Raw genomic sequence first — 22791 nt, 5'->3', positions numbered from 1 at the left:
CGTGTCGTCGTCATGTTCCGGTTCAGGGGCCATATTATGTCGCTTGCGGATGCGTTGAAAAGGCTCGACGCCGCCGTCGCGGCGCTGGAGAGAGCGACCGTGCGCAGGCTGGAACTGGACCGGCGCGGCGGCGACCTGCCAACCGAGCTTGCGCTGATGCAGGACGATCGCGCGCGCCTCGCCGTCGAGCTCGACGGGACGCTGGCGCGGCTGGCGCAGCTCGAAGCGGTGGCGGGAGACGTCGACGAGCGCCTCGCCACGGCGCTCGGCAAGGTAGAGAGCGTGCTCGCGGGCGAGCGGGGGATCTGATCGTGTCACATGGAAGCGGCGGCGCCGTCACGCATGTCAACGTCACCATCGCCGGGCGTCCATACCGCATGGCCTGCGACGCCGGCGACGAGGCGCGGATCGTGGCGCTGGCCGCGCGCGTCGATGCACGGATCGGGGAACTCGCATCGGCCTTCGGCACCATCGATGACCTGCGCCTCACCGTCATGGCCGCCTTTTCCATCGCCGACGATCTCGCGTCGGCCGACCGGCGCCTTGCCGAGCGGGAGGCCGAGATCGCGCAGCTGCAGGAGCAACTCGCCACGGAGAAGGAACGCGCCGGAGCGCAGGAAGCGCAGATCGCCGCCGCCGTCAACGCCGTCGCGGAGCGGGTGGAGAACATCACGGCCGACTTGACGCCCACCGTGCAGGCGTGATTGCCGCCGGACGGAGTTTTCCACGGAAGGGCGCGGGTGGACGGATGCGTTCCCCGTTTGTTTTTGTTACACGGACAGCATGACGGGAAGACACGTGATTCGCATTCTGGGGATCGATCCGGGCTTGCGCCGCACGGGCTGGGGCGCGATCGCGGTCGACGGGTCGCGATTGTCTTTTCTTGGCTGCGGCTGCGTGGAGTCCGACGGCGCGCTGTCGCTGGCGGAGCGGCTGCGCCAGCTGCACGACGGGCTCGCGCGGGTGCTCGCCGAGGCCGCTCCGGACGAGGTGGCAGTGGAGGAAACCTTCGTCAACAAGGATGCGCAGGCGACGCTGAAGCTCGGCCATGCGCGCGCCGTTGCCCTGCTGGTGCCGGCGCTCAGGGGGCTTTCGGTGTCGGAATACGCGGCTAACCAGATCAAGAAGACGGTGGTGGGCGTCGGTCATGCGGAGAAGGCGCAGATCGCGGCGATGATCCGCGTGCTGCTGCCGCTCTCGAACGCGAGGACGCCCGACGCGGCGGACGCGCTCGCCGTGGCCATCACCCATGCGCATCACCGCCGGGCGCGGGCGCTCTCGAACAGCCTGCTGGCGCGGGTGGCCCCATGATCGGCAAGCTCAGGGGCATCGTGGATTCGCAGGGCGAGGATCACGTCATCCTCGATGTCCATGGCGTCGGCTACATGGTGCATTGTTCCGCCCGCACCCTGCAGGCGCTGCCGCAGGCGGGGGAGACGGCGACGCTCGCCATCGAGACCGTGGTGCGCGAGGACATGATCCGCCTCTACGGCTTCCGGTCGGAGGCGGAGCGCGAGTATTTCCGCCTGTTGCAGACCGTGCAGGGCGTGGGCGCCAAGGTGGCGCTGGGAATTTTGACCGCGCTCGATCCCGCCGCGCTTACCGCCGCCATCGCGCGCGCCGACAAGACTGCGCTGGCGCGCGCGCCAGGTGTGGGGCCGAGGCTCGCGGTGCGCATCGCCACCGAGCTGAAGGACAAGGCGCCGGTCTTCGTGCCCATGCCGGGCGGGCCCGCCGCGCCGCAGCCCCCCGCCGTGGCGGACGATGCGCCGCAGCCGCTGGCGGATGCGGTTTCCGCGCTCGTCAACCTGGGCTATGGCGAGCCGCAGGCCGCGCGTGCCGTGAGCGCGGCGGTGGAACAGGCGGGTGAGGGCGCCGATGTCGCCCGGCTCATCCGCCTCGCGCTCAGGGAGCTTGCCTCATGAGCAAGGGCGTGCTCAGCCCGGAGCAGCGGGCGGACGATCAGGAACTGTCGCTGCGGCCGCTGGCGCTCGGCGAATTCATCGGGCAGGCACAGGCGCGGGCGAACCTTTCGGTATTCATCGAGGCGGCGAAGACGCGCGGCGATGCGCTCGACCATGTGCTGTTCGTCGGTCCGCCAGGGCTCGGCAAGACGACGCTCGCGCAGATCGTGGCACGGGAGCTTGGCGTCAATTTCCGCTCCACCTCCGGCCCGGTGATCGCCAAGGCGGGCGATCTCGCGGCGCAACTCACCAATCTCGACGAACGCGACGTGCTGTTCATCGACGAAATCCACCGCCTCAACCCGGCGGTGGAGGAAATCCTCTATCCGGCGATGGAGGACTACCAGCTCGATCTCATTATTGGCGAGGGGCCGGCCGCGCGTTCCGTCAAGATCGACCTGCCCAAGTTCACGCTCGTCGGCGCGACGACGCGGCAGGGCCTGCTGACGACGCCGCTGCGCGACCGCTTCGGCATCCCGATCCGGCTGCAGTTCTATACGGTCGAGGAGCTGGAACTCATCGTCACGCGCGGAGCGAAGGTGATCGGCATCGGCATGAGCGCGGATGGAGCGAACGAGATCGCGCGCCGGGCGCGCGGCACGCCGCGCATCGCCGGACGGCTGCTGCGCCGTGTGCGTGATTTCGCCGTGGTGGGCGGCTCCGACATCATCACCCGCACCATCGCCGACCGGGCGTTGCAGTTGCTGGAGGTTGACGGGGCGGGGCTAGATCTGATGGACCGGCGCTACCTCACGCTCGTGGCGCAATCCTTCGGCGGCGGGCCGGTCGGCATCGAGACTATCGCGGCGGCGTTGTCCGAGCCGCGTGACGCCATCGAGGAAATCATCGAGCCCTATCTGATCCAGAAAGGCTTCGTGCAGCGCACGCCGCGCGGGCGCATGCTGACGCCACATGCCTTCGGCCATCTCGGGATGGTGGTGCCAGGGGGCGGCGAGAGGCGCGACGAAAAGTCGCAGACGGCGCCATTCTCCGCCGGTCTGTTCGACGAGGAATCATCCGATGACGCATGACGACGCATCCAGCGGCCCAATTCGCCCGCGCGGCGACTGGCCTGATCTGGCCGGCCGGTTCGCGGGCGATACGCACATCCTGCCGGTGCGGGTCTATTATGAGGACACAGATTTTTCCGGCGTCGTCTATCACGCGGGCTACCTGCGCTTTCTGGAGCGCGGACGCACGGACAGCCTGCGCCTCTCCGGCGTGGGGCAGGGGGAGTTGCACGCGGGCGGCGAGGGGCTCATCTTCGCGGTGCGGCGCATCACCATCGACTATCATCGCCCGGCGCTGATGGACGACGTGCTGGAGGTGCGCACCCGCACGGAGGAGGTGCGCGGCGCCTCGCTCGTCCTCGCGCAGCGGATCGTGCGCGGGCAGGAGCTGATCGTCTCGGCCGATGTGCGGGTGGCGGCGATCGCTGGCGGACGCCCTGCGCGTATACCGGATGGGCTTCGGCAAGTGCTGGAGGGCGTGTCCGGCCCGCGTTCGTAACCGGGCGTTAACCGTAACGGGTGTTTTGTGTTGTAGCAGCGTCTCGCGGAGTGGCGGCGGCCGTCGAGACGGTCGGCCCTCATTTCGACAGATTCGCACGCGAGTTACAGACCGGTAATCATCAAAGGTGCGGCGTCGTCCCGACGTCCTGCGGATGCGATTCCGGCAGGCGGGCGAAAGGAAACCCTGCAGGAGGCGCTGCCGTCGCGCCGGCAATGTCCCTGCGGCGTTCGGGAGCGCGTTCGTGCCGGTCGGGTGATTCCCTTCGACGGACGGATGCTCGGGCGTCGTGACCGGAGTTTGAAAGGAATTTCGATGAATACCGCCGCTGTGGTCCAGACGGCCCTGCCATCTGCGGAGATTTCACTCTTCGGCATGTTCTGGCAGGCGCATATCGTCGTCAAGCTGGTGATGATGGGGCTCATTGCCGCCTCGGTCTGGTGTTGGGCGATCATCATCGACAAGTCGCTGCTGTTCGGCCGTTACCGCCGGTCCATGAACCAGTTCGAGGAAGTGTTCTGGTCGGGCCGCTCGCTCGACGAACTCTACCGCTCGCTGGAGGACCGGCCCGTGCACGGCATGCAGGCCCTGTTCCAGGCGGCGATGCGGGAGTGGCGGCGCACGTTCGACGGCCAACGGCGCGCCGTCGGCAGCCTGCAGCAGCGCATCGACCGGGCGCTCGACCTTGCCATCCAGCGCGAGGGCGAGACGCTGCAAGCCCGCCTCGGCGTGCTGGCGACGGTGGGATCGTCGGCGCCGTTCATCGGCCTTTTCGGCACGGTGTGGGGCATCATGACCAGCTTCCGCTCGATAGCGGCCTCCAACAACACCAGCCTCGCCGTGGTGGCGCCCGGCATCGCCGAGGCGTTGTTCGCGACGGCCATCGGCCTTTTCGCCGCCATTCCGGCGGTGATCGCCTACAACAAACTGCAGTCGGAAGCGACGCGGACGCAGGCCCGCCTCGAAGGTTTTGCCGACGAGTTCTCGTCGATCCTGTCGCGCCAGATCGACGAGCGCGTGGCCGCCTGAGCCGTTAAGGGAGTTTGCGATGGGCATGTCGGTTGGCGGAGCGGGAGCGGGCAGCACGCGGCGGGGACGCCGCGGCGCGCGCACACCCGCCGTGATGTCCGAAATCAACATGACGCCGTTCATCGACGTGATGCTGGTGCTGCTGATCATCTTCATGGTCGCGGCGCCGATGATGGTGGTCGGCGTGCCGCTCGACCTGCCGCAGACGGCAGCGAAGCCGCTCAACATGGAGCACAAGCCGCTGACGGTTTCCGTCGACGAGGCGGGGCGGATTTTCGTCGTCGATACAGAAGTGACGGACGGCGACATCGTCGAGAAGCTGCGGGCTGTCGCACCCGCGGGCGAGGAAGAGCGCATCTATGTGCGCGGCGCGAAGGCCGTTGATTACGGGCGCGTGGCGGAAGTCATGTCACTGATCACGGCGGCGGGTTTCAAGAAGGTGGCGCTGGTGACGGAGCCTGCCCCCGAAAAGCATGCCAGCGGATCGAACTGAGGAAGGGTGAGGTGCGCATCTCGAAGAACGAGCCCGGACTGCTCGCCTCGGCGATCGCGCATGGCGTGTTGCTGGTGGTCGGGCTCGTGGCTTTTTCATCGCCGTCGAAGTTCGCCGACCAGCAGGAGTCGATCGCCGTGGAAGTGATCTCGGAAGAGGCCTTCTCCACGATGACGCAGGGTGACCGCAAGGCGAAGACCGTGCAGGACAGCCCCAAGCCGCGTGTCGACAGGGTGGCCGACGTTGAGGAAACCCGGCCCGAGCCGGGGGAGGCGAAGCAAGACGTGCCCGCCCCCGTAGCGCGGCCGGTGGAGCAGGACAAGAGCGAGGACCGTGCGGCCGTGGAGCCGGCGCCGACGCCCGAACCCGCTACGCCGCCGCCCGCGCCCCAGCCGGTCGCCGAGCAGGCCAAGCCCGAACCTGCGAAACCCGAACCCGCGCCGCCGCTGCCCCAGCCGCGGCCGCAGCAGACCGCGCAGGCAGAGGTGACGAAGCCTGAGCCCGCGCCGAAACCTGAACCGAAACCGGAACCAAAGCCCGAGCCCAAACCGGAACCAAAGCCTGAACCCAAGCCAGAGCCGAAGCCGGAACCGAAGAAGCCTGAGCCTCCCCGGCAGGAGCCGAAACCGGAGCCCAAAAAGCCCGAGCCGCCGAAACCGGAACCGAAGAAACCCGAGCCCAGGAAGCCGGAGCCGAAGAAGCCTGAGCCCAGCGAGACGCAATCGAAACAGGCGGAGGCGAAAAAGCCGGCTGGCGGCAAGGAGCCGGTGAAGGCCGCCTCGCGCTCGCAGAACGATAAATCGTTCGATCCGAACGCGATCGAGAAGCTTCTGGCCAGCAAGGACACGGCGCAGTCGGCCGGTTCTTCCGGGCGCCAGAAACAGGCGGCCTCGGCGGGCACGCCCACAGGCAACGCACCCAAGCTCTCGCTGTCGCAGAGGGATGCCATCGGCAACCTGATGAAGGAGCAGATTTCGCGCTGCTTCTCCGCGCCGCCGGGGCTGGCGGATGTGCATACGTCGCCGCTGGTCCGGGTGTCGCTGAACGAGGACGGCACGCTCGCCGCGCCGCCGCAAGTCCTGAGCGGCGCAAACGATGCGGCTTCGCGCGCGTTCGCGGAAAGCCTGATGCGGGCGATCCGCCGCTGCGCGCCATACAGCTTCCCGGCGCAATATGCGCCCTATTTCCACGAATGGCGCGACTGGCGAATCGATGCCTCGCCCGGCGATTTTCTGGGCTGATCGGGGGACACGTGCCATGGCGGCATCGTTTGACGTAATTCCTTCATGCGAAACGGTATCCACTGGGCGCGCAAGTGCCGCGGCGGGGGCGGGCACGCCGCTGCCCGCGGCCTTGCCGGCCGGACAATCCGTGATCAAGAGACTGGCGACGATGAAGATGAAATTCCTGCTGTCCCGGATCGCCGCTGCCCTGCTGGCGATGCTTCCGGTCGGTCTGACCATTCCCGCCGCGCGGGCGGAAATCTCGATTACGCTCAACAGCGCGACATTCGCGCCGCTGCCCATTGCGGTCGTCGATTTCTCGGGCGATCCGGAGGTTGCCGCCGGCATTACCGAGGTCATTACCGCGAACCTGCGCCGCATCGGCTACTTCGCGCCGCTAGACCCCTCGACCTTTATCGAGAAGTCCGTCAACTTCGACGCCGTGCCGGATTTCGCGTCGTGGCAGAGCATCAACGCGCAGGGCCTCGTGACCGGCCGCGCCGTGCGCGAATCGGGCGGGCGTATCCGCGTGGAATTCCGCCTGTGGGACGTGTTCGCCGGCCAGCAGCTCGCCGGCCAGCAGTTCTATACGGACCCGGTGAACTGGCGGCGCATCGGCCATATCATTTCGGACGCCGTGCTCACGCGCGTCACCGGCCTCAAGGGCATGTTCGACACGCGGGTCGTTTTCGTCGACGAGACCGGCAGCAAGGAAAACCGCCGCAAGCGGCTTGCCGTTATGGATCAGGACGGCGGCAACCTCCGCTACCTGACGCGCGGCGAGGAGCTGGTGGTGTCGCCGCGCTTCTCGCCCGTGTCGCAGGAAGTCGCCTTCATGTCCCAGCGGCTGAATGAACGCACCCGCGTGCAGCTCCTCAATATCGAGACAGGGCAGCGCGAAGTCGTCGGCAGCTTCCCGGACATGACGTCGAGCCCCCAGTTCGCGCCTGACGGCCAGCGCGTGGTGTTGAGCCTGCAGCAAGGCGGCAACGCCAATATCTATGCGATCAACCTGCGCTCGCGCACCACGACGCGCGTCACCTCGACCAACGCCATCGACACGTCGCCCTCCTTCTCGCCCGACGGCAGCCGCGTCGTGTTCGAGTCGGACCGCGGCGGCGGACCTCAAATCTACGTGATGGGCGCGGATGGTTCCGGCCAGCAGCGCGTCTCCTTCGGCGAGGGGCGCTACAGCCAGCCGGTCTGGTCGCCGCGCGGCGACTACATCGCCTTCACCCGTCAGCGGGGCGGCCAGTTCGCGATCGGCATCATGAAGCCGGATGGCTCAGGCGAGCGCATCCTGACGGAGGGCTTCCACAACGAAAGCCCGACCTGGGCGCCCAACGGCCAATTCATCATGTTCTTCTCCGATCCCGGCGGACAGGGCGGCGGACGACTCTATATGGTGGACGTCACCGGCCGCGTGAGGACGCAGATACCGACGCCGTCCTACGCATCCGATCCCGCCTGGTCGCCGCTGCTGAGCGATCTGCGCTAGATCACGTCATCGTTTCACGGAAACACTGACATGATCTAATTCTTTGATTTCGAGCGATTATTATCGATCAAATGATTCCATTCGATCGAAACGCGCTCCAGGCTTTTCACGTCATACGGTTCAAGGCACCCCATTCAATTCCAGGAGATTAGACGATGTTCGGTATCAAGGTTTCCGCCGGTCTCAAGGCGGCTGCCGTCATCACGGCGACGCTGGCGCTCGGCGCGTGCGCTTCCAACAAGACGGACCAGGCGGGAGCCGGCGGCGCGGGAGGCCTTTACGGCGCGGGCGCGTCGACGCCGGGCTCCGCGCAGGATTTCGTCGTCAACGTCGGCGACCGTGTATTCTTCGAGACCGACAGCACCGACCTGACGTCGACTGCGGTCGCGACGCTCAACAAGCAGGCCGTGTGGCTGCAGCGCTATCCGCACTACACGTTCCTGATCGAGGGTCACGCCGACGAGCGCGGCACGCGCGAATACAACTACGCGCTCGGCGCCCGCCGTGCCCAGACCGTCTATGACTACCTCGTCTCGCGCGGCGTCACCTCGAACCGCATCCGCGTGGTCTCCTACGGCAAGGAACGGCCGGTCGCTGTCTGCAACGACATTTCCTGCTGGTCGCAGAACCGCCGCGCCGTCACTGTTCTCGACCGCCCGGCCGGCTCGTGACGACGGCTCGCCGGCGCGACAGCGGCGGCGGCCGCCGGACAGGGCGTGCCATCGGGCCGTTTCCCTCCCGGGAAGCGGCCCTGGCGGCGCTTTGAAATGACGCGGTGAATGGTTTCGGGTAAGAATGCCTGTCTGTGGTTTATGCCATCGTGTAGAAAAGGACGAGGTTCTTTGCTGATGACCGCACGTCGTTTGTTTTTTTCCCGCGCCGGGCTGGCGCTCGCGGCTCTCGTGCTGCCGGCGTTATTGCTCGTGGCGGCGGCCCTGCCCGCGAGGGCGCAGGACAGCACCGATTTCTTCCTGCGCCTGAACCGGCTGGAAAACCAGGTGCGCGAACTTTCCGGCACCGTCGAGAAGCTCCAGTTCGAGAATCGCCGCCTGCAGGACCAGTTGAAACGCTTCCAGGAGGACGTCGAATTCCGCTTCCAGGAGCAGCAGGGCTCGGGTGCGCAGCCCGCCCCTCCGAAGCAGAAACGGTCGGACCTCGGTCCGCAGGACGCTTCCCCGACGATACAAGCAACGACGCCGGCTCCGCCGGCGTCGTCTCTTCCGGCCGATGCAGCAGCAGCGGGAACGGAGATGCCGGCGCAGCCCGAGGGGGAGGCACTCGCCGCCGCCGGAGAAAGCACGGAAACGCGGGCCGAACCGCAGGTGAACGCATCCATCGCCGGCGAACAGCCTGCCGGGAGCTTTGCCGGGCCGGGGCGCCCGCTCGATCTCGGCGCCGTTGCCGGCGTCGCCTCCCGTCAGAGCCGTAACGGATCGGCGACGGCCAGCGACGGGACCGCCGGGGCGGAAGACGCCGCGCCGATTCCTTCCGTGGCCGCCACCGCGCCCGGCGATCCGCGTGCGAGCTACGACGCGGCAGTCGCCCTGATGCGCCGGCAGGCGTATGAGGAGGCGGAGATGAGCTTCCGCCAGTTCCTGCAAAGCCATCCGCGCGACAAGCTGGCGCCCGACGCCACCTTCAATCTCGGTGAGAGCTATTTCTTTCGCGGCCGCTACCGCGAGGCGGCGGAGCAGTATCTCAAGCTGAGCACCGCCTATGCCGACAGCCCCCGTGTGCCCGAGGGCATGCTGAAGCTTGGCATGTCGCTCGATGCGCTAGGCGCCCGCGATCAGGCCTGCGCGACGTTCTCCGAAACCACGCGGAAGTTTCCCAATGTCGGCGCCGACGTCAAGGCCGCGCTCGGCCGCGCCCGCAGCCGCGCCAATTGCGCCTGAGCCCCTGTTTTCGAAGAGACGCGCCGACCGCGCCGCATCCATGGCTGAAGCCGATCCATCCTTTGCCGACAGCGTTTTCTCCGCCCGCGGACCCTTCGCTGCAATCGCCGATGCGGACGTTGCCGCGTTGTTCGCGCCGCTGCTCGCGGCGCGCGGTCTGGTGCTCGCGGTTTCCGGCGGTCCCGATTCGCTCGCGTTGCTTCTGCTCGCCGCGCGCTGGCGGGAAGTGGCCGGGCGAGCATCCTTTCCGGCGATGACGGTCGCGACCGTCGACCATGCGCTGCGCGCCAGCGCCGCCGACGAGGCGCACATGGTGGCGCACCTCGCATGCGCCATGGGCTTGCCGGCGCGCGTACTGGTTTGGCGCGGGGAAAAACCCGCCCGAGGTATCCAGGAGGCGGCGCGCGCCGCGCGATATGGCCTGCTGGCGCAGGCGGCGCGTGAGGCCGGCGCGAGCCACATCGTCACCGCCCACCATGCCGACGATCAGGCGGAAACCGTGCTGATGCGCCTTGCTGCCGGCAGCGGCATCGGCGGGCTCGCGGCCATGCGCCCTTGCCGAGCGCTGGACGAGGCGACGGTGGGGGAGGGGGAGCCTCTTGTTCTGGTCCGGCCGCTGCTTGGACTGACACGGGCGCGACTGGACGCGATCGTGCGGGAGGCAGGCATCCAGGCCGTCGACGATCCCGCCAACCGCGACCCGCGTTTCACCCGTGCCCGGCTGCGCGCGCTGGCGCCGGAGCGCGAGGCGCTCGGCCTGACGACGGCGCGGCTTGGCCTGCTCGCCGCGCGCTGCGCCCGCGCGGATGCCGCGCTGGCGGCGGTCGCGGTGCAGCGATATGCCGCGCTCGCGCGCCATGAGGGCGACCGCCTGACGATCGGCGCGGATCTGTGGCGCGAGCCGGACGAGATCGTGCTGCGCTGCGTGGCGCTTGGCGTCGAGGCAGTCGCCGGGGGCGGGACGAATGCACCGCTGCGGCTCGAACGGCTGGAGCGCCTCGTCGAGGCGCTGCGCGACGCGGCGAAAGAGGGAAACATGCTGCGGCGCACGCTCCACCATGCCGTCGTCAGGATCGCTCGCAGCGGTGAACTCGATATCCGGCGGGAACCGGAGCGCCGCCGGGGCGTTGAAACGGGCAGTCGGAAGGCCTAAAACTGTCCGTCGGTTACAGGAGAACGGCCGGAAGATGGCGATTCTTGCCGGTTACTCCTATCAGGACCTTGGCAAGCGCGGCCACGGCACCTAGATTATCGCCAGATATGCTATCGTTCCAAAGGCGCTCAGCCTTTCAACCACGCGGGACAACAGACACACGATGAACCCCAATTTCCGGAATTTCGCCCTGTGGGTCATCATATTCCTGCTGGTGCTTGCTCTGGTCAGCCTGTTCCAGAACCCGGGTCAGCGCGGCAGCAGCAACGAGATCCCCTATTCCCAGCTTCTGAACGATGCGGAAAGCGGCGGCGTCGCTACCGTCACCATTTCCGGCCAGGAAATTACCGGCACGTACAAGACGGGCGGCACCTTCCGCACTTACGCGCCCTATGACCCCAGCCTCGTCAGCCGGCTGTCCGAGAAGGGCGTGCAGATCACGGCGCGTCCGCCCAGCGATTCGACGCCGTGGTTCATCGCGCTGCTGGTCAACTGGCTGCCGCTGATCGTCTTTATCGGCGCGTGGGTGTTCCTGTCGCGCCAGATGCAGAACGGCGCGGGACGCGCCATGGGCTTCGGAAAGTCGAAGGCCAAGCTTCTCAGCGAGGCGCACGGGCGCGTCACCTTCGAGGATGTCGCCGGCGTCGAGGAAGCCAAGGAAGATCTGCAGGAGATCGTCGAGTTCCTGCGCGATCCGCAGAAGTTCCAGCGCCTCGGCGGGCGTATCCCGCGCGGCGTGCTGCTCGTGGGCCCGCCCGGCACAGGCAAGACGCTGATCGCGCGCGCCGTCGCGGGCGAGGCGAACGTGCCGTTCTTCACCATCTCCGGTTCTGACTTCGTGGAGATGTTCGTCGGCGTCGGCGCTTCGCGCGTGCGCGACATGTTCGAACAGGCCAAGAAGAACGCACCTTGCATCATCTTCATCGACGAGATCGACGCGGTCGGCCGCCATCGCGGCGCGGGCCTGGGCGGCGGCAACGACGAGCGCGAACAGACTCTCAACCAGTTGCTGGTCGAGATGGATGGTTTCGAGGCCAACGAGGGCGTGATCATCATCGCCGCCACCAACCGGCCTGACGTGCTAGACCCCGCGCTGCTGCGCCCCGGCCGCTTCGATCGCCAGATCGTGGTGCCGAACCCGGACGTGCTGGGCCGTGAGCGTATCCTGCGCGTCCACGTGCGCAAGGTGCCGCTGGCGCCCGACGTCGATCTCAAGACCATCGCGCGTGGCACGCCGGGCTTCTCCGGCGCTGACCTGATGAACCTCGTCAACGAGGCGGCCCTGCTCGCGGCCCGCCGCGGCAAGCGCATCGTCACCATGGCCGAGTTCGAGGACGCCAAGGACAAGGTTATGATGGGCGCCGAACGGCGCACGCTGGTGATGAGCGAGGACGAAAAGCGCCTCACTGCCTATCACGAGGCCGGCCACGCCATCGTGGCGCTCAACGTGCCCGCGACCGATCCTGTGCACAAGGCCACCATCATCCCGCGCGGGCGGGCGCTCGGCATGGTCATGCAGCTCCCGGAGCGCGACAAGCTCTCCATGAGCTACGAGCAGATGACCTCGCGGCTTGCCATCATGATGGGCGGGCGCGTGGCGGAGGAACTCATCTTCGGCCACGACAAGGTGACCTCCGGCGCCGCCTCCGACATCCAGCAGGCGACGCGGCTCGCGCGCGCCATGGTGACGCAGTGGGGCTTCTCGGAGGAACTCGGCACCGTCATGTACGGCGAGAATCAGGACGAGGTGTTCCTCGGCATGTCGGTCGGGCGCCAGCAGAATGTGTCGGAAGCCACGTCGCAGAAGATCGATGCCGAAATCCGCCGCTTCGTGGAGGCGGGGCTGCGGGAGGCGCGGCGCATCCTGACCGAGAAGAGCGCCGACCTCGAAGCCCTGGCGCAGGGGCTGCTGGAGTACGAGACGCTGACGGGCGACGAGATCGTCAACATGCTCAACGGTAAGCCGCCGGTGCGCGACTCCGGCGAGCCCACGCCCTCGCGCGGTTCGCCGGTGCCGTCGGCCGGGCGCAACAAGCCCAAGGACGAGCCGGGGCTGGAGCCGCAGCCGCAGTCGTAGCAGCCCGCGCCCGTCGGCGCTTCCTGCATCGTCATGTCATGAACGGCCGGAACCATCCGGCCGTTTGCCTGTGGGGTGACATTTTTGCTTACAATTTTTGAACAGATTTCAGCGTATGGCGGCTTCTTTACGGTTTATTCAGCCAAACGGGACGCATATTCTGCGCAGGCAACCCGATAGACAGGCTCAGCGCAGGTGAAAAGACAGATGACGCGAAGCTATTTCGGAACCGACGGCATCCGTGGCCGCGCCAATGCGGCCATCACGCCGGAACTGGCCCTGAAAGTCGGGCAGGCGGCCGGGCTGATCTTCCAGCGCGGCGATTATCGCAACAGGGTGGTGATCGGCAAGGACACACGCCTTTCAGGCTACATGATCGAGAATGCGCTGGTTGCCGGCTTCACGTCGGTGGGCATGGACGTGCTGCTGCTCGGCCCCATGCCGACGCCGGCCGTGGCGATGCTGACCCGTTCCATGCGCTGCGACCTGGGCGTGATGATCTCCGCCTCGCACAATCCTTATGAGGATAACGGTATCAAGCTGTTCGGGCCCGATGCGTACAAGCTGTCCGACGATGTCGAGGCAGAGATCGAGGCGCTGATCGGCGCCGATCTGCGGCTGCGGCTCGCTTCGCCGGAGCGCATCGGCCGGGCCAAGCGCATCGAGGGCGTGCATGCGCGCTACATCGAGTTCGCCAAGCGCACCCTGTCCTACGGCAGGGGGAACGGCGGCGGGGCCGGCCTCGGCCTCGATGGCCTGCGGATCGTGGTTGACTGCGCCAACGGCGCCGCCTACCGCGTCGCGCCCGAGGCATTGTGGGAACTCGGCGCCGATGTCGTCACCATCGGCGTGGACCCGGACGGCTTCAACATCAACCGGGATGTGGGCTCCACCGCACCGGGCGCGTTGATCGCCAAGGTGCACGAGACGCGCGCCGACATCGGCATCGCCCTCGACGGCGACGCCGACCGGGTGATCGTGGTCGACGAAAAGGGCAGGGTCGTCGACGGCGACCAGTTGATGGCGGCCATCGCCACCCAATGGAAGGAAGACGGGCAGTTGTCGCGGCCGGGCGTGGTGGCGACGGTGATGTCCAACCTCGGTTTCGAGCGCTACCTGCGCCATATCGGCCTCGACCTGGCGCGCACCGCCGTGGGCGACCGCTACGTGCTGGAGCGGATGCGGGCCGAGGGCTACAACCTCGGCGGCGAGCAGTCGGGACATGTCATCATGTCCGACTACGGCACGACGGGGGATGGCCTGCTGGCCGCGCTGCAACTGCTGACGGTGGTGCGCCGGCGCAACCGACCGGTGAGCGAGGTCTGCCACCTGTTCGAGCCGCTGCCGCAGGTGCTCAAGAACGTGCGTTTCGCCAAGGGTGCCGCGCCGTCCGACGCCGTGATCTCGCCGGTCATCGAACGTGGTCGCGAGCGGCTGGGCGAGGGCGGGCGGCTGGTTGTGCGGCCCTCGGGCACGGAACCTGTCATCCGTGTGATGGGCGAGGGCGATGACCGCGATCTCGTCGACGAGGTGGTCGACGATATCGTTCAGGCGCTGGCGAAGGCTGTCGCCTGAAGGAGCTTTCCCCATCCATCCCCATGGTTAACGAACAAGGTTAATTTCTTGTTTACCATGATGGGTAAAAGTGCCTCCGGGTCCCTTGCGAGTTCAGGGGCCGGATGGAGGCGCGCGACAGATGGCGACAGGGAATTCGTGGTGCGGTGCGGCGGCGCTGGTGACGGTGCTGGCCTTGTCCGAAGTGGCTGCGCCCGGTGCGGCGCGGGCCGGCGACAATCTGCTCCAGCCCGAATTCTCCGATGGCGCGACCTTCACGGCCGCTGCCGATGGCGCCCTGCCCGACGCACCGGACCTCGATTCAATCCCGTTCTTCAGCACACCTGACCACGCGGCCTATTTCAGGATCGACACCGGCTTCGGCGCGCTGGCCGCCGGCGATGCGCTCACCGCGAACGGGCGCTTCAACCCGACGTTGTCCGGGCCGGTGATCGCGGGCGTCGGCGTCGGCTACAAATTCGGTTTTCTGTTGCGTGGCGACGTTACGGCCGAATATCGCTTCCGCGCCCGGGTGCGGACGCCGGACGGCATTCATGCGCATCTATCTGGCGCGAATGTGATGGCCAATGTCTATGCCGACATCGGCACGTGGTATGGCGTCACTCCTTATATCGGCGCGGGTGCCGGCATCGGCTGGGACAGATTTTCCCGCCATGATGCCTTCGGCTCCGGCGGAACGCGCTCCGGCTTCGTCTGGGCGCTGATGGGCGGGTTCGCCGTCGAGGTCACGCCGTCGGTGACGATCGATGTGGGATACCGTTATCTCGATGCCGGCACGCGCCGCGCGCCGGGCCTTGCCCTGAAGGAAAGCGGCTCGCACGACCTGCGCATCGGCCTGCGCTGGCGTTTCGGCGCAACCGCCGATGCGGCGAGTCTGCCGTAGCGGGAGCGTGATGCGGAAGGCTCGCCCGTTGCTTGACCGGACGCTTGAACGGAGAGCGGGATAGCGATTCCGGGAGCGGCGAATCCTGCCCGAGGGGCCCTGCGTCTCGTCCGCTTGTCCATCGAAAACAACTGTCTGTGTTTCTCCACCTGTATTCCCCTGGCGGCGCGTCCGGCTGCGACCTGTGGTTGCATGCCTCGGCTTCCGCATGCCCTCGGTACGGGGGTGAATTATCGTCCGGAATCCGCTGCACGCGCGGCGGCTGTCATGTCACCGTTATTGGGTTATGGCACAGACTTGCGGAATGGCGGGTATCGTTCTTTTGCAACCCGGAATTTTGCCCCCGGTTTGTGTAGCGTCAAGGCACGTCAACGCAAATTCGGGTGGAGTATCCGGCAAGCATGGGCGATGCGCGGCGGACGTTGAGGCATTTCTGTTTCCCCGGACGGCTCGAATGCTTTCAGCGTTTCTGTTTTTATTGCGCTTTCGGCGGGCAAGGGCGGGTATCCGTTCCTTCCGGCGGCGCATGGCAGGATATCGGCCGTGGTCGGATGTGCATGCTGATCGTGTATGCAGAATGGCGTATTCACCGGCGCGTGCGCCGGACGGTCTGACGGGATTGGTGGCTGACCGGCGATGGTGCCGGCCATAGATGCAGCAATGGATGGAGAGTGGGACATGACGCAGACAGATAACGTTCTGAATGAACGGATTGCACAGGTCGCGAAGATCGTCGACGATCAGATCTCGACCGCGCAGCGACTGGCGAACAATCTGTCCGAGAGCAGCCGGGCGATCGTCTCGACCCACACCAACGAGGCCATCGATCGCTTCTCGCGCAACCAACAGACGCTGGTCGCGATCGACCCGCTGACGCTCGGCAAGGACTGGGTCGAATACGCCGCCGACGCGGTGGAGCGCGGCGTGCTGTACCTCGACATCCTGCGCCAGCGCGGCAACAACTATCTCGCCCATGAGGCGGCCGGCATGCCGCCGGTGCTCGACTTCGAGTATGAGACGATCGTCGACGGCCGCTCGCTGGCGCGCCCCGTCAACTACTCGCTGCTGCGCATCCTGCCGCCCCCCGGCGTGACGGTTGACGACACGAAGCGCCCCTTCGTGGTGATCGATCCGCGTGCCGGTCACGGCGCCGGCATTGGCGGCATGAAGCCCGTCAGCCAGGTGGGCGTCGCGCTGCATGCGGGCCATCCCTGCTACTTCGTGGTGTTCCGTCCGAAGCCGGAACCGGGCCAGACCATCGCTGACGTCTGCGAGGCCGAGGGCCTGTTCCTGAACGAAATCGCCGAGCGCCACCCCAAGGCGCCGCGTCCGGTCGTGATCGGCAACTGCCAGGGCGGCTGGGCCAGCATGCTGCTCGCTTCCTCCAACCCGGAGAAGACGGGCGCCGTCGCCATCAGCGGCGCGCCGCTGTCCTACTGGGCCGGCAAGGAAGGCGGCAGCCCGATGCGCTATTCCGGCGGTCTTGGCGGTGGCGTGGTGCCCGCGCTGATCTCGTCCGACCTCGGCAATGGCGTGTTCGACGGTTCGTCGCTGGTGACCAACTTCGAGAACATGAGCCCCGGCAACACCTGGTGGAAGAAGTACTACAACCTCTACGCCAAGGCGGACACGGAAGGCCCGCGCTTCCTTGAGTTCGAGCGTTGGTGGTCGGGCTTCTTCTTCATGAACGAGGCCGAAATCCGCTGGATCGTCGAGGACCTGTTCATCGGCAACAAGCTGGGCACCGGCGTGTCCAAGCTCGGCCACAAGAACATCGACCTGCGCGACATCGCCTGCCCGGTGATCGTGTTCGCCTCGGTGGGCGACAACATCACCCCGCCGCAGCAGGCGCTGAACTGGATCGTCGACCTGTACGGCTCGACGGAGAACATCAAGGCGCGCGGCCAGCGCATCATCTACATCGTCCACAAGACCATCGGCCACCTGGGCATCTTCGTCTCGGCCAAGGTCGCCGGCCGTGAGCACGGCGCCATCACCGACACCATCGAGGCCATCGAGGCGCTGTCGCCGGGCCTGTACGAGCTGGTGCTGGAGGACGGCGAGGACCGCCTGCACATCAGCCTCGAACCGCGCACCATCGACGACATCAAGGCGCTCGACGACGGCCGCTCGGAAGATGCCGCCTTCGCCGCCGTGGCGCGCTACTCGGAACTCGGCGCCCAGTTCTATGAACTGACGATGCGTCCGATCATCCGCTCGCTGGTGACGCCGCAGAGCGCCGACCAGTACTTCAAGTCGGCCTGGCCGCGCGTGCAGCGCGTCTCGGTCTCCGACCAGAACCCCCTCGTCGCCCCGATTGCCGGCATGGCGGAGCAGGTGCGCGAGAACCGCCACGCGGTGAAGCCGAACAACCCGTTCTTCGCGCTGCAGAACGTGTGGGCGGATGCCATCGAGAACACGCTCGACACGTGGCGCGACATCGGTGACGCCCTCAAGGAGTTCGCCTTCATCTCGATCTACGACACCCCGTGGATGCAGGCGGTCGGTAACGAGGAGCTGCGCCGCCGCGCCACGCAGAGCGACAACCCTGAGGAAGATCTGCGCGCCCGCGCCGAGGTGCAGGCTATCCTGGGCCGCGTGGCCGAGGGCGGCTTCGCCGAAGGCGTCGTGCGTATCCTGATCTTCCTGGCGAAGGCTCGTGGTGGCGCGGTGCGCCGCACCCGCCTCGCCCGTTCCGCGCAGGTGCTGACGCAGACGGCGCCGTTCGACACCCTGAGCGAACCCGCCCGCGCGCGTCTCATCCACGAGCAGAGCGTGATCGTGGAACTGGAGCCCGGCGAAGCGCTCGCCACGCTGCCGGACCTCATCAAGGACCCGAACGAGCGCCAGCGCGCCATCGAAGTGGCGGTTTCCATCGCCGGCCCGACGCGCGAGGAGATCGATCCTTCCGCGCTCGTCAAGCTGCAGGAAATCGAAGCGACTTTCGCCGCTGCCCCGCATACCCGGCCGGTTGCGATCGCAGCCGCGGAATGACCGCCGGTCGCTGAAGGAGACAGGACCATGACGGAACAGACGACCGTTCGCAACACGACCTGGGATGAACTCCAGGTTGGCGACGAGGCTTCGGTGGAGCGCACCGCTTCTGCGCAGGACTTCTACCTGTTCGCGCACGTGACGGGCAACATCAACCCGGCCAACCTGCCGGGCAACGAGGGGGCGCAGCCGCTTGCGCCCTCCATGTGGATAGGCTCGCTCATCTCGGCCGTGCTGGGCAACCGCCTGCCGGGGCCGGGCACGCTCTACCGCGTGCAGAACCTCGCCTTCCACGAGCGCGTGCATCTGGGCGAGAAGCTCATTGCTTCCGTGCGCTGCACGCAGAAGGGCGAAAAGCCGCTCGCGACCTTCGAGACGCGGGTGACGAAGGAAGGCGGCGCGCTGGTCGCGGAAGGCATCGCGGAAATCGAGGCGCCCATCGAGACGATCGTGGCGGATGCGCGCCAGCTTCCGGAACTGATCCTCGACGAGCATGACCACTTCGGCAAGCTGGTGGCGATCGCGGCGCAGCTGCCGCCGCTGCCGACCGCCGTCGTGTCGCCTGACGACCACAACTCGCTCGGCGGCGCGGTGCTGTCGGCGCGCAAGGGCCTCATCATCCCGATCCTGATCGGCGACCGCGTGGCCATCGAGAAGGCGGCGCAGGAACTTGGCGTCGACATCAGCGGCTACAGGCTGATCGAGATCGAGAGCCACCGCGCCGCCGCGGCCAAGGCCGTGGAGCTGGTGCACTCGGGCGAGGCCCGCGCGGTGATGAAGGGCAATATCCACTCCGACGAACTGCTCGGCCAGGTGGTGAAGAAGGAAGGCGGTCTGCGGGGCTCCCGCCGCATCAGCCACACCTTCGTCATGGACGTGCCCACCCTCGACCACCTGCTGTTCATCTCGGACGCGGCCATCAACATCGCGCCCGACCTGCTGACCAAGGTTGACATCACGCAGAGCGCGATCGACCTCGCCATCGCCTGCGGCATCAAGGAGCCGCGCGTGGGTGTGCTGTCGGCGGTGGAGACGGTCAACGTCAACATCCCCTCGACGCTCGACGCCGCCGTGCTGTCCAAGATGGCCGAGCGCGGCCAGATCCAGGGCGGCATCGTCGACGGTCCGCTCGCGATGGACAACGCGATCGACATGGAAGCCGCGCGCACCAAGGGCATCGCCTCGCTGGTGGCTGGCCGCGCCGAAATCCTCGTGGTGCCGAACCTTGAGGCGGGCAATATGCTGGCGAAGGAACTGACCTTCGTGGCACGCGCGGAAGCCGCCGGCCTCGTGCTGGGCGCCAAGGCGCCCGTGATGCTCACGAGCCGCGCCGACGACGACCGGGCGCGTCTGGCTTCGGCGGCTCTGGCGCAGCTCTATGACTACTGGCGCCGCAACGGCAGGGCCTTCGAGCCCGCCGAGCAGACCGTCGCCGACGCCGCGGAATGATGCGATCGGGGCCGGTTCCTCAGGGGACCGGCCCTCTTTTTCGCGCGGTTTCCGCCCCGAAAGTTCTTGCCGTGCTGCAAACTATCGCCTCGCCAAAGGATTTCCCATGTCCAAGACCCTGATCGTTCTGAACGCAGGTTCATCCTCCATCAAGTTCGTGGTGTTCGACGTTACCGAAGGCAAACCGGTCAATATGGCGACGGGGCAGGTCGAGGGCCTCGGCGCCTCGGTCTCCCGCTTCACCGCCAAGGACGGCGAGGGCCAGTCGCTCGGCGAGAAGGACTTCGACAAGGCGAGCGGTGCGATTTCGACGCACACGCAGGCGGTCGACCTGATCCTCAAATGGATTGACGACACCTTCCCCGGCACCGAGGTCGTGGCCGTTGGCCACCGCGTCGTGCACGGCGGCGTGCGCTTCACCAAGCCGGTGCAGATCAATGACGACGTCGTCGCGGCGCTGGAAGAGCTGACGCCGCTCGCGCCGCTTCATCAGCCGCACAACGTCGCCGGCATCCGCGCCGCGCAGGCGGCTTTTCCGGGCGTGCCCCAGGTGGCGGTGTTCGATACCTCGTTCCACCGCGGCCATCCCTTCGTCAACGACACTTTCGCCATTCCGCGCGAATACTATAACGAGGGCGTGCGCCGTTACGGCTTCCACGGCGTGTCCTATGAATACGTCACCCGCCGCCTGAAGCAGATCGCCCCGCTCGATGCGGAAGGTCGCGTGGTGATCGCCCATCTCGGCAACGGCGCCTCGATGTGCGCGGTGCGCTACGGCCATTCCATCGCCTCTACGATGGGTTTCTCGGCGCTCGACGGCCTGCCGATGGGCACGCGCTGCGGCAACCTCGACGCGGGTGTGCTGCTCTACCTGCTCGACCAGAAGGGCCTGTCGTCGTCCGAAATCCGCGAGATCCTCTACTCGAAGTCCGGCCTGCTCGGCCTTTCCGGCATTTCGCAGGACATGCGCGAGCTTGAGGCTTCCGACAAGCGCGAGGCGCGTGAGGCGATCGACTACTTCGTGTTCCGCGTGCGCCGTGAAGTGGGCGCGCTCTCGGCCGCGCTCGACGGCCTCGACGCGATGGTGTTCTGCGGCGGCATCGGCGAGAACTCCTGGCGCGTGCGCGAGCGCGTGCTGCAGGGCATGCAGTGGATCGGCATCGACCTCGACGAGGAGGCCAACCACCGCAACGCCCGCCTTATCTCCTCGCCGCTGTCGCGCGTGCGCGTCTACATCGTGCGCACCAACGAGGGCCTGATGATCGCCGAGCACACACTGACCGTGCTCGGCCTTGCCGCGCCGGAAATCCAGGCCTTCTCGGCCGACGGCACGGCTGCTCATCGCCCCAGCGCCTGAAGGCTCTCCGGTTTTTCGCTTTCGGGCTGAAGCGAAAAACGTCGCGATCATGAATACAAGTCGGGGCGGGCAAGCAAAGCCCGCCCTGCTTCATTTCCTGTCGGAGAGGATGTCCCGCGCGCGTTCGCGGTGCTCGGGCCTGATCGAACCTGCCACTGCGCCGAACGCCGCCGCGAGCACGGCGATGTCGTCGCCGTAGCCGAGTATGGGCAGAATGTCCGGCAGGGCATCGAAGGGCAGGATGAAGTAACCCAGCGCGCCGAGCAGCAGATAGCGCACCCGCGCCGGTGTCTGCGGATCCTTCGCGCAGAGGAACGCCGCCACCAGATCCTCCGCGAAGGGCGTGTTGTTGACCACACGCCGCAGCGATTTCCAGAACGAGCGTGTGACGCTTTCCTCGTCACGCGCAGCGCGGCGCATGGCGTCCATCTCTTCCCCCGTCAGGGGGCGGGCAAGGGGCTCTTCCACCGGGCCGTCTCCCAGCATGTCTCGATAACCGTCATTCATGGCCGGCCGGACTCATCCCGGCCGGGCCGCCCCCATGAAATGGTGGATCCCGACCCGCGCGACAAGCGTCGGCGTTGCCTTTTCCCGTTCAGGGGCAGGGATTGCCGTTGCGCAGGTGGATGGTGTTGATCCGTTCCTCGATCTCGGGCGTGATGTCGATGTCAGCGGCATCGATGTCGGCCTTCAACTGCGCGATCGACGTCGCGCCGATGATCGTCGAGGTGACGAAGGAGCGGCTGTGCACGAAGGCGATGGCGAGCTGCGCCGGATCGATGCCGAGTTCCGCCGCGAGGTCCAGATAGGCGTCGATGGCGCTCTCCGCGCCGGGCGTTTCATAGCGCTGCAGGCGGTCGAAGAGGCGCTTGCGGGATCCCTCTGGCAGCGCGCCGTTGCGATACTTGCCGGTGAGATAGCCTTGCGCCAGCGGCGAATAGGCCAGCAGGCCGACCTGCTCCCGCAGGGCGATTTCCGCAAGCCCGGTCTCGAAGACCCGGTTGACGAGCGAATAGGCGTTCTGGATAGATTGCACGCGCGCCTGCCCGCGCACCTCGGCGTGATGCAGAAACGTCATCAGCCCCCACGGGGATTCGTTGGAGACGCCGATGTAGCGCACCTTGCCCGCTTTCACGAGATCGTCGAGGGCGTCGAGAGTCTCGGGGATCGGGTTTTCCTGCACCTCGCCGCGCGTATCGCGAAAAACAGTGGGGACGGAGCCGAAGACGGGAACCGCGCGGTCGGGGAAGTGAAGCTGGTAGAGATCGATATAGTCGGTCTGCAGCCGGCCTAGGCTCTTGTCGACGGCTTCGAAAATCTGCTTGCGGCTGAGTTCGGTCGTCGCGCCGTCGTCGCGGAACCAGGTGTTGGGCGAGCGGCCGACTACTTTCGTCGCCAGAACGACCTTGTCGCGGTTGCCGCGCGCCTGGAACCAGTTGCCGATGATGCGCTCGGTGCTGCCCTGCGTCCCGGCGCGGGGCGGAATGGCGTAAAGCTCGGCGGTGTCGAGGAAGTTGATGCCGCGCTCGAAAGCGTAGTCGAGCTGCGCGTGGCCTTCCTCCTGCGTGTTCTGCTCGCCCCATGTCATGGTGCCGAGCGTGATGCTGGGGACGGTGAGGTCCGTGCGGCCGAGTTTGCGGTATTGTATCGGCATTGTGCCTCCGAAGGAAGGATGACAGGAAACCGGACGGG

At 66.9% G+C, this 22791-nt stretch carries 22 protein-coding genes; 20 read left to right on the top strand and 2 right to left on the bottom strand.

All coding sequences use genetic code 11. From position 1 onward, the window contains the following. The first annotated feature begins 36 nt into the window (after positions 1–36). The 20 genes from ACFFJ7_RS03120 (at position 37) to ACFFJ7_RS03025 (ending at position 21099) form a co-directional block, all read left to right on the top strand. Positions 37–309, top strand: coding sequence for a DUF4164 domain-containing protein (locus ACFFJ7_RS03120; protein WP_166954779.1), 273 nt, complete (start codon positions 37–39; stop codon positions 307–309). Positions 310–311: 2 nt separating this feature from the next. Further along, positions 312–704 carry a cell division protein ZapA gene (locus ACFFJ7_RS03115; protein WP_377590729.1) on the top strand — a complete coding sequence of 131 codons (393 nt, stop codon included), beginning with the start codon at positions 312–314 and terminating at the stop codon, positions 702–704. Positions 705–783: 79 nt separating this feature from the next. After that, positions 784–1311 carry a crossover junction endodeoxyribonuclease RuvC gene (ruvC, locus tag ACFFJ7_RS03110; RefSeq protein ID WP_166954781.1) on the top strand — a complete coding sequence of 176 codons (528 nt, stop codon included), beginning with the start codon at positions 784–786 and terminating at the stop codon, positions 1309–1311. Continuing rightward, positions 1308–1925 carry a Holliday junction branch migration protein RuvA gene (gene ruvA, locus ACFFJ7_RS03105; protein WP_377590728.1) on the top strand — a complete coding sequence of 206 codons (618 nt, stop codon included), beginning with the start codon at positions 1308–1310 and terminating at the stop codon, positions 1923–1925. The genes ruvC and ruvA overlap by 4 nt, the downstream gene beginning before the upstream one ends. Continuing rightward, complete coding sequence (gene ruvB / locus ACFFJ7_RS03100; protein WP_377590727.1) at positions 1922–2995, top strand: Holliday junction branch migration DNA helicase RuvB; 1074 nt, start codon at positions 1922–1924, stop codon at positions 2993–2995. Before ruvA ends, ruvB begins: the two co-directional genes overlap by 4 nt. Beyond that, positions 2985–3473: a tol-pal system-associated acyl-CoA thioesterase gene (gene ybgC / locus ACFFJ7_RS03095; RefSeq protein ID WP_166954787.1), complete on the top strand. Its 489-nt coding sequence runs from the start codon at positions 2985–2987 to the stop codon at positions 3471–3473. Before ruvB ends, ybgC begins: the two co-directional genes overlap by 11 nt. Positions 3474–3788: 315 nt before the next feature. Further along, entirely contained in the window at positions 3789–4502 is a 714-nt protein-coding gene (gene tolQ / locus ACFFJ7_RS03090) for a protein TolQ (protein WP_166954789.1), read from the top strand. A gap of 19 nt (positions 4503–4521) precedes the next feature. Then, positions 4522–4995: a protein TolR gene (tolR, locus tag ACFFJ7_RS03085; RefSeq protein WP_166954791.1), complete on the top strand. Its 474-nt coding sequence runs from the start codon at positions 4522–4524 to the stop codon at positions 4993–4995. 11 nt (positions 4996–5006) lie between these two features. Further along, entirely contained in the window at positions 5007–6236 is a 1230-nt protein-coding gene (tolA, locus tag ACFFJ7_RS03080) for a cell envelope integrity protein TolA (protein ID WP_377590726.1), read from the top strand. A gap of 157 nt (positions 6237–6393) precedes the next feature. After that, positions 6394–7716, top strand: a complete 1323-nt coding sequence (tolB, locus tag ACFFJ7_RS03075) for a Tol-Pal system beta propeller repeat protein TolB (RefSeq protein WP_377592057.1) — start codon at positions 6394–6396, stop codon at positions 7714–7716. Between the two features lie 155 nt (positions 7717–7871). After that, positions 7872–8387, top strand: a complete 516-nt coding sequence (pal, locus tag ACFFJ7_RS03070; RefSeq protein WP_377590725.1) for a peptidoglycan-associated lipoprotein Pal — start codon at positions 7872–7874, stop codon at positions 8385–8387. A 177-nt stretch (positions 8388–8564) separates the two neighbouring features. Further along, the gene (gene ybgF / locus ACFFJ7_RS03065; RefSeq protein WP_377590724.1) at positions 8565–9611 is read left to right on the top strand and encodes a tol-pal system protein YbgF; all 1047 of its coding nucleotides are present in this window, start codon (positions 8565–8567) and stop codon (positions 9609–9611) included. Positions 9612–9651: 40 nt separating this feature from the next. After that, complete coding sequence (tilS, locus tag ACFFJ7_RS03060; RefSeq protein WP_377590723.1) at positions 9652–10764, top strand: tRNA lysidine(34) synthetase TilS; 1113 nt, start codon at positions 9652–9654, stop codon at positions 10762–10764. Positions 10765–10927: 163 nt separating this feature from the next. Beyond that, positions 10928–12841: an ATP-dependent zinc metalloprotease FtsH gene (ftsH, locus tag ACFFJ7_RS03055; protein WP_166954801.1), complete on the top strand. Its 1914-nt coding sequence runs from the start codon at positions 10928–10930 to the stop codon at positions 12839–12841. Positions 12842–13048: 207 nt separating this feature from the next. Further along, complete coding sequence (glmM, locus tag ACFFJ7_RS03050) at positions 13049–14416, top strand: phosphoglucosamine mutase (RefSeq protein ID WP_166954803.1); 1368 nt, start codon at positions 13049–13051, stop codon at positions 14414–14416. A gap of 121 nt (positions 14417–14537) precedes the next feature. After that, on the top strand, positions 14538–15299 hold the full coding sequence (locus tag ACFFJ7_RS03045; RefSeq protein ID WP_377590722.1) for an outer membrane protein: 762 nt from the start codon (positions 14538–14540) through the stop codon (positions 15297–15299). Between the two features lie 401 nt (positions 15300–15700). Continuing rightward, the gene (locus ACFFJ7_RS03040) at positions 15701–15913 is read left to right on the top strand and encodes a hypothetical protein (RefSeq protein WP_377590721.1); all 213 of its coding nucleotides are present in this window, start codon (positions 15701–15703) and stop codon (positions 15911–15913) included. A 64-nt stretch (positions 15914–15977) separates the two neighbouring features. Beyond that, complete coding sequence (locus ACFFJ7_RS03035; protein ID WP_166954807.1) at positions 15978–18293, top strand: DUF3141 domain-containing protein; 2316 nt, start codon at positions 15978–15980, stop codon at positions 18291–18293. 27 nt (positions 18294–18320) lie between these two features. Next, positions 18321–19742 (top strand): bifunctional enoyl-CoA hydratase/phosphate acetyltransferase, encoded by a 1422-nt coding sequence (locus tag ACFFJ7_RS03030; protein WP_166954809.1) that lies wholly within the window; start codon positions 18321–18323, stop codon positions 19740–19742. A 106-nt stretch (positions 19743–19848) separates the two neighbouring features. Then, positions 19849–21099: an acetate/propionate family kinase gene (locus ACFFJ7_RS03025; RefSeq protein WP_377590720.1), complete on the top strand. Its 1251-nt coding sequence runs from the start codon at positions 19849–19851 to the stop codon at positions 21097–21099. 90 nt (positions 21100–21189) lie between these two features. Here ACFFJ7_RS03025 and ACFFJ7_RS03020 read toward each other — a convergent pair whose 3' ends face one another. Together ACFFJ7_RS03020 and ACFFJ7_RS03015 are read right to left on the bottom strand one after the other, a co-directional pair. Further along, positions 21190–21606, bottom strand: a complete 417-nt coding sequence (locus ACFFJ7_RS03020; RefSeq protein WP_246225383.1) for a YkvA family protein — start codon at positions 21604–21606, stop codon at positions 21190–21192. Positions 21607–21694: 88 nt separating this feature from the next. After that, the gene (locus ACFFJ7_RS03015; RefSeq protein ID WP_166954870.1) at positions 21695–22747 is read right to left on the bottom strand and encodes an aldo/keto reductase; all 1053 of its coding nucleotides are present in this window, start codon (positions 22745–22747) and stop codon (positions 21695–21697) included. Positions 22748–22791 lie beyond the last annotated feature (44 nt).

Source organism: Pseudochelatococcus lubricantis (assembly GCF_042432495.1).
GTDB classification, from domain to species: Bacteria; Pseudomonadota; Alphaproteobacteria; order Rhizobiales; family Beijerinckiaceae; genus Pseudochelatococcus; species Pseudochelatococcus lubricantis.
This window is presented reverse-complemented; position numbering and strand designations above follow the sequence as displayed.

Bases quoted from the DNA above. Each gene is read 5' to 3' on its own strand.
- ACFFJ7_RS03120 (WP_166954779.1), top strand. From the start codon at position 37: ATGTCGCTTGCGGATGCGTTGAAAAGGCTCGACGCCGCCGTCGCGGCG.
- ruvC (WP_166954781.1), top strand. From the start codon at position 784: ATGACGGGAAGACACGTGATTCGCATTCTGGGGATCGATCCGGGCTTG.
- ruvA (WP_377590728.1), top strand. From the start codon at position 1,308: ATGATCGGCAAGCTCAGGGGCATCGTGGATTCGCAGGGCGAGGATCAC.
- ruvB (WP_377590727.1), top strand. From the start codon at position 1,922: ATGAGCAAGGGCGTGCTCAGCCCGGAGCAGCGGGCGGACGATCAGGAA.
- ybgC (WP_166954787.1), top strand. From the start codon at position 2,985: ATGACGCATGACGACGCATCCAGCGGCCCAATTCGCCCGCGCGGCGAC.
- tolQ (WP_166954789.1), top strand. From the start codon at position 3,789: ATGAATACCGCCGCTGTGGTCCAGACGGCCCTGCCATCTGCGGAGATT.
- tolR (WP_166954791.1), top strand. From the start codon at position 4,522: ATGGGCATGTCGGTTGGCGGAGCGGGAGCGGGCAGCACGCGGCGGGGA.
- tolB (WP_377592057.1), top strand. From the start codon at position 6,394: ATGAAATTCCTGCTGTCCCGGATCGCCGCTGCCCTGCTGGCGATGCTT.
- pal (WP_377590725.1), top strand. From the start codon at position 7,872: ATGTTCGGTATCAAGGTTTCCGCCGGTCTCAAGGCGGCTGCCGTCATC.
- ybgF (WP_377590724.1), top strand. From the start codon at position 8,565: ATGACCGCACGTCGTTTGTTTTTTTCCCGCGCCGGGCTGGCGCTCGCG.
- tilS (WP_377590723.1), top strand. From the start codon at position 9,652: ATGGCTGAAGCCGATCCATCCTTTGCCGACAGCGTTTTCTCCGCCCGC.
- ftsH (WP_166954801.1), top strand. From the start codon at position 10,928: ATGAACCCCAATTTCCGGAATTTCGCCCTGTGGGTCATCATATTCCTG.
- glmM (WP_166954803.1), top strand. From the start codon at position 13,049: ATGACGCGAAGCTATTTCGGAACCGACGGCATCCGTGGCCGCGCCAAT.
- ACFFJ7_RS03045 (WP_377590722.1), top strand. From the start codon at position 14,538: ATGGCGACAGGGAATTCGTGGTGCGGTGCGGCGGCGCTGGTGACGGTG.
- ACFFJ7_RS03040 (WP_377590721.1), top strand. From the start codon at position 15,701: ATGGGCGATGCGCGGCGGACGTTGAGGCATTTCTGTTTCCCCGGACGG.
- ACFFJ7_RS03035 (WP_166954807.1), top strand. From the start codon at position 15,978: ATGACGCAGACAGATAACGTTCTGAATGAACGGATTGCACAGGTCGCG.
- ACFFJ7_RS03030 (WP_166954809.1), top strand. From the start codon at position 18,321: ATGACGGAACAGACGACCGTTCGCAACACGACCTGGGATGAACTCCAG.
- ACFFJ7_RS03025 (WP_377590720.1), top strand. From the start codon at position 19,849: ATGTCCAAGACCCTGATCGTTCTGAACGCAGGTTCATCCTCCATCAAG.
- ACFFJ7_RS03020 (WP_246225383.1), bottom strand. From the start codon at position 21,606: ATGAATGACGGTTATCGAGACATGCTGGGAGACGGCCCGGTGGAAGAG.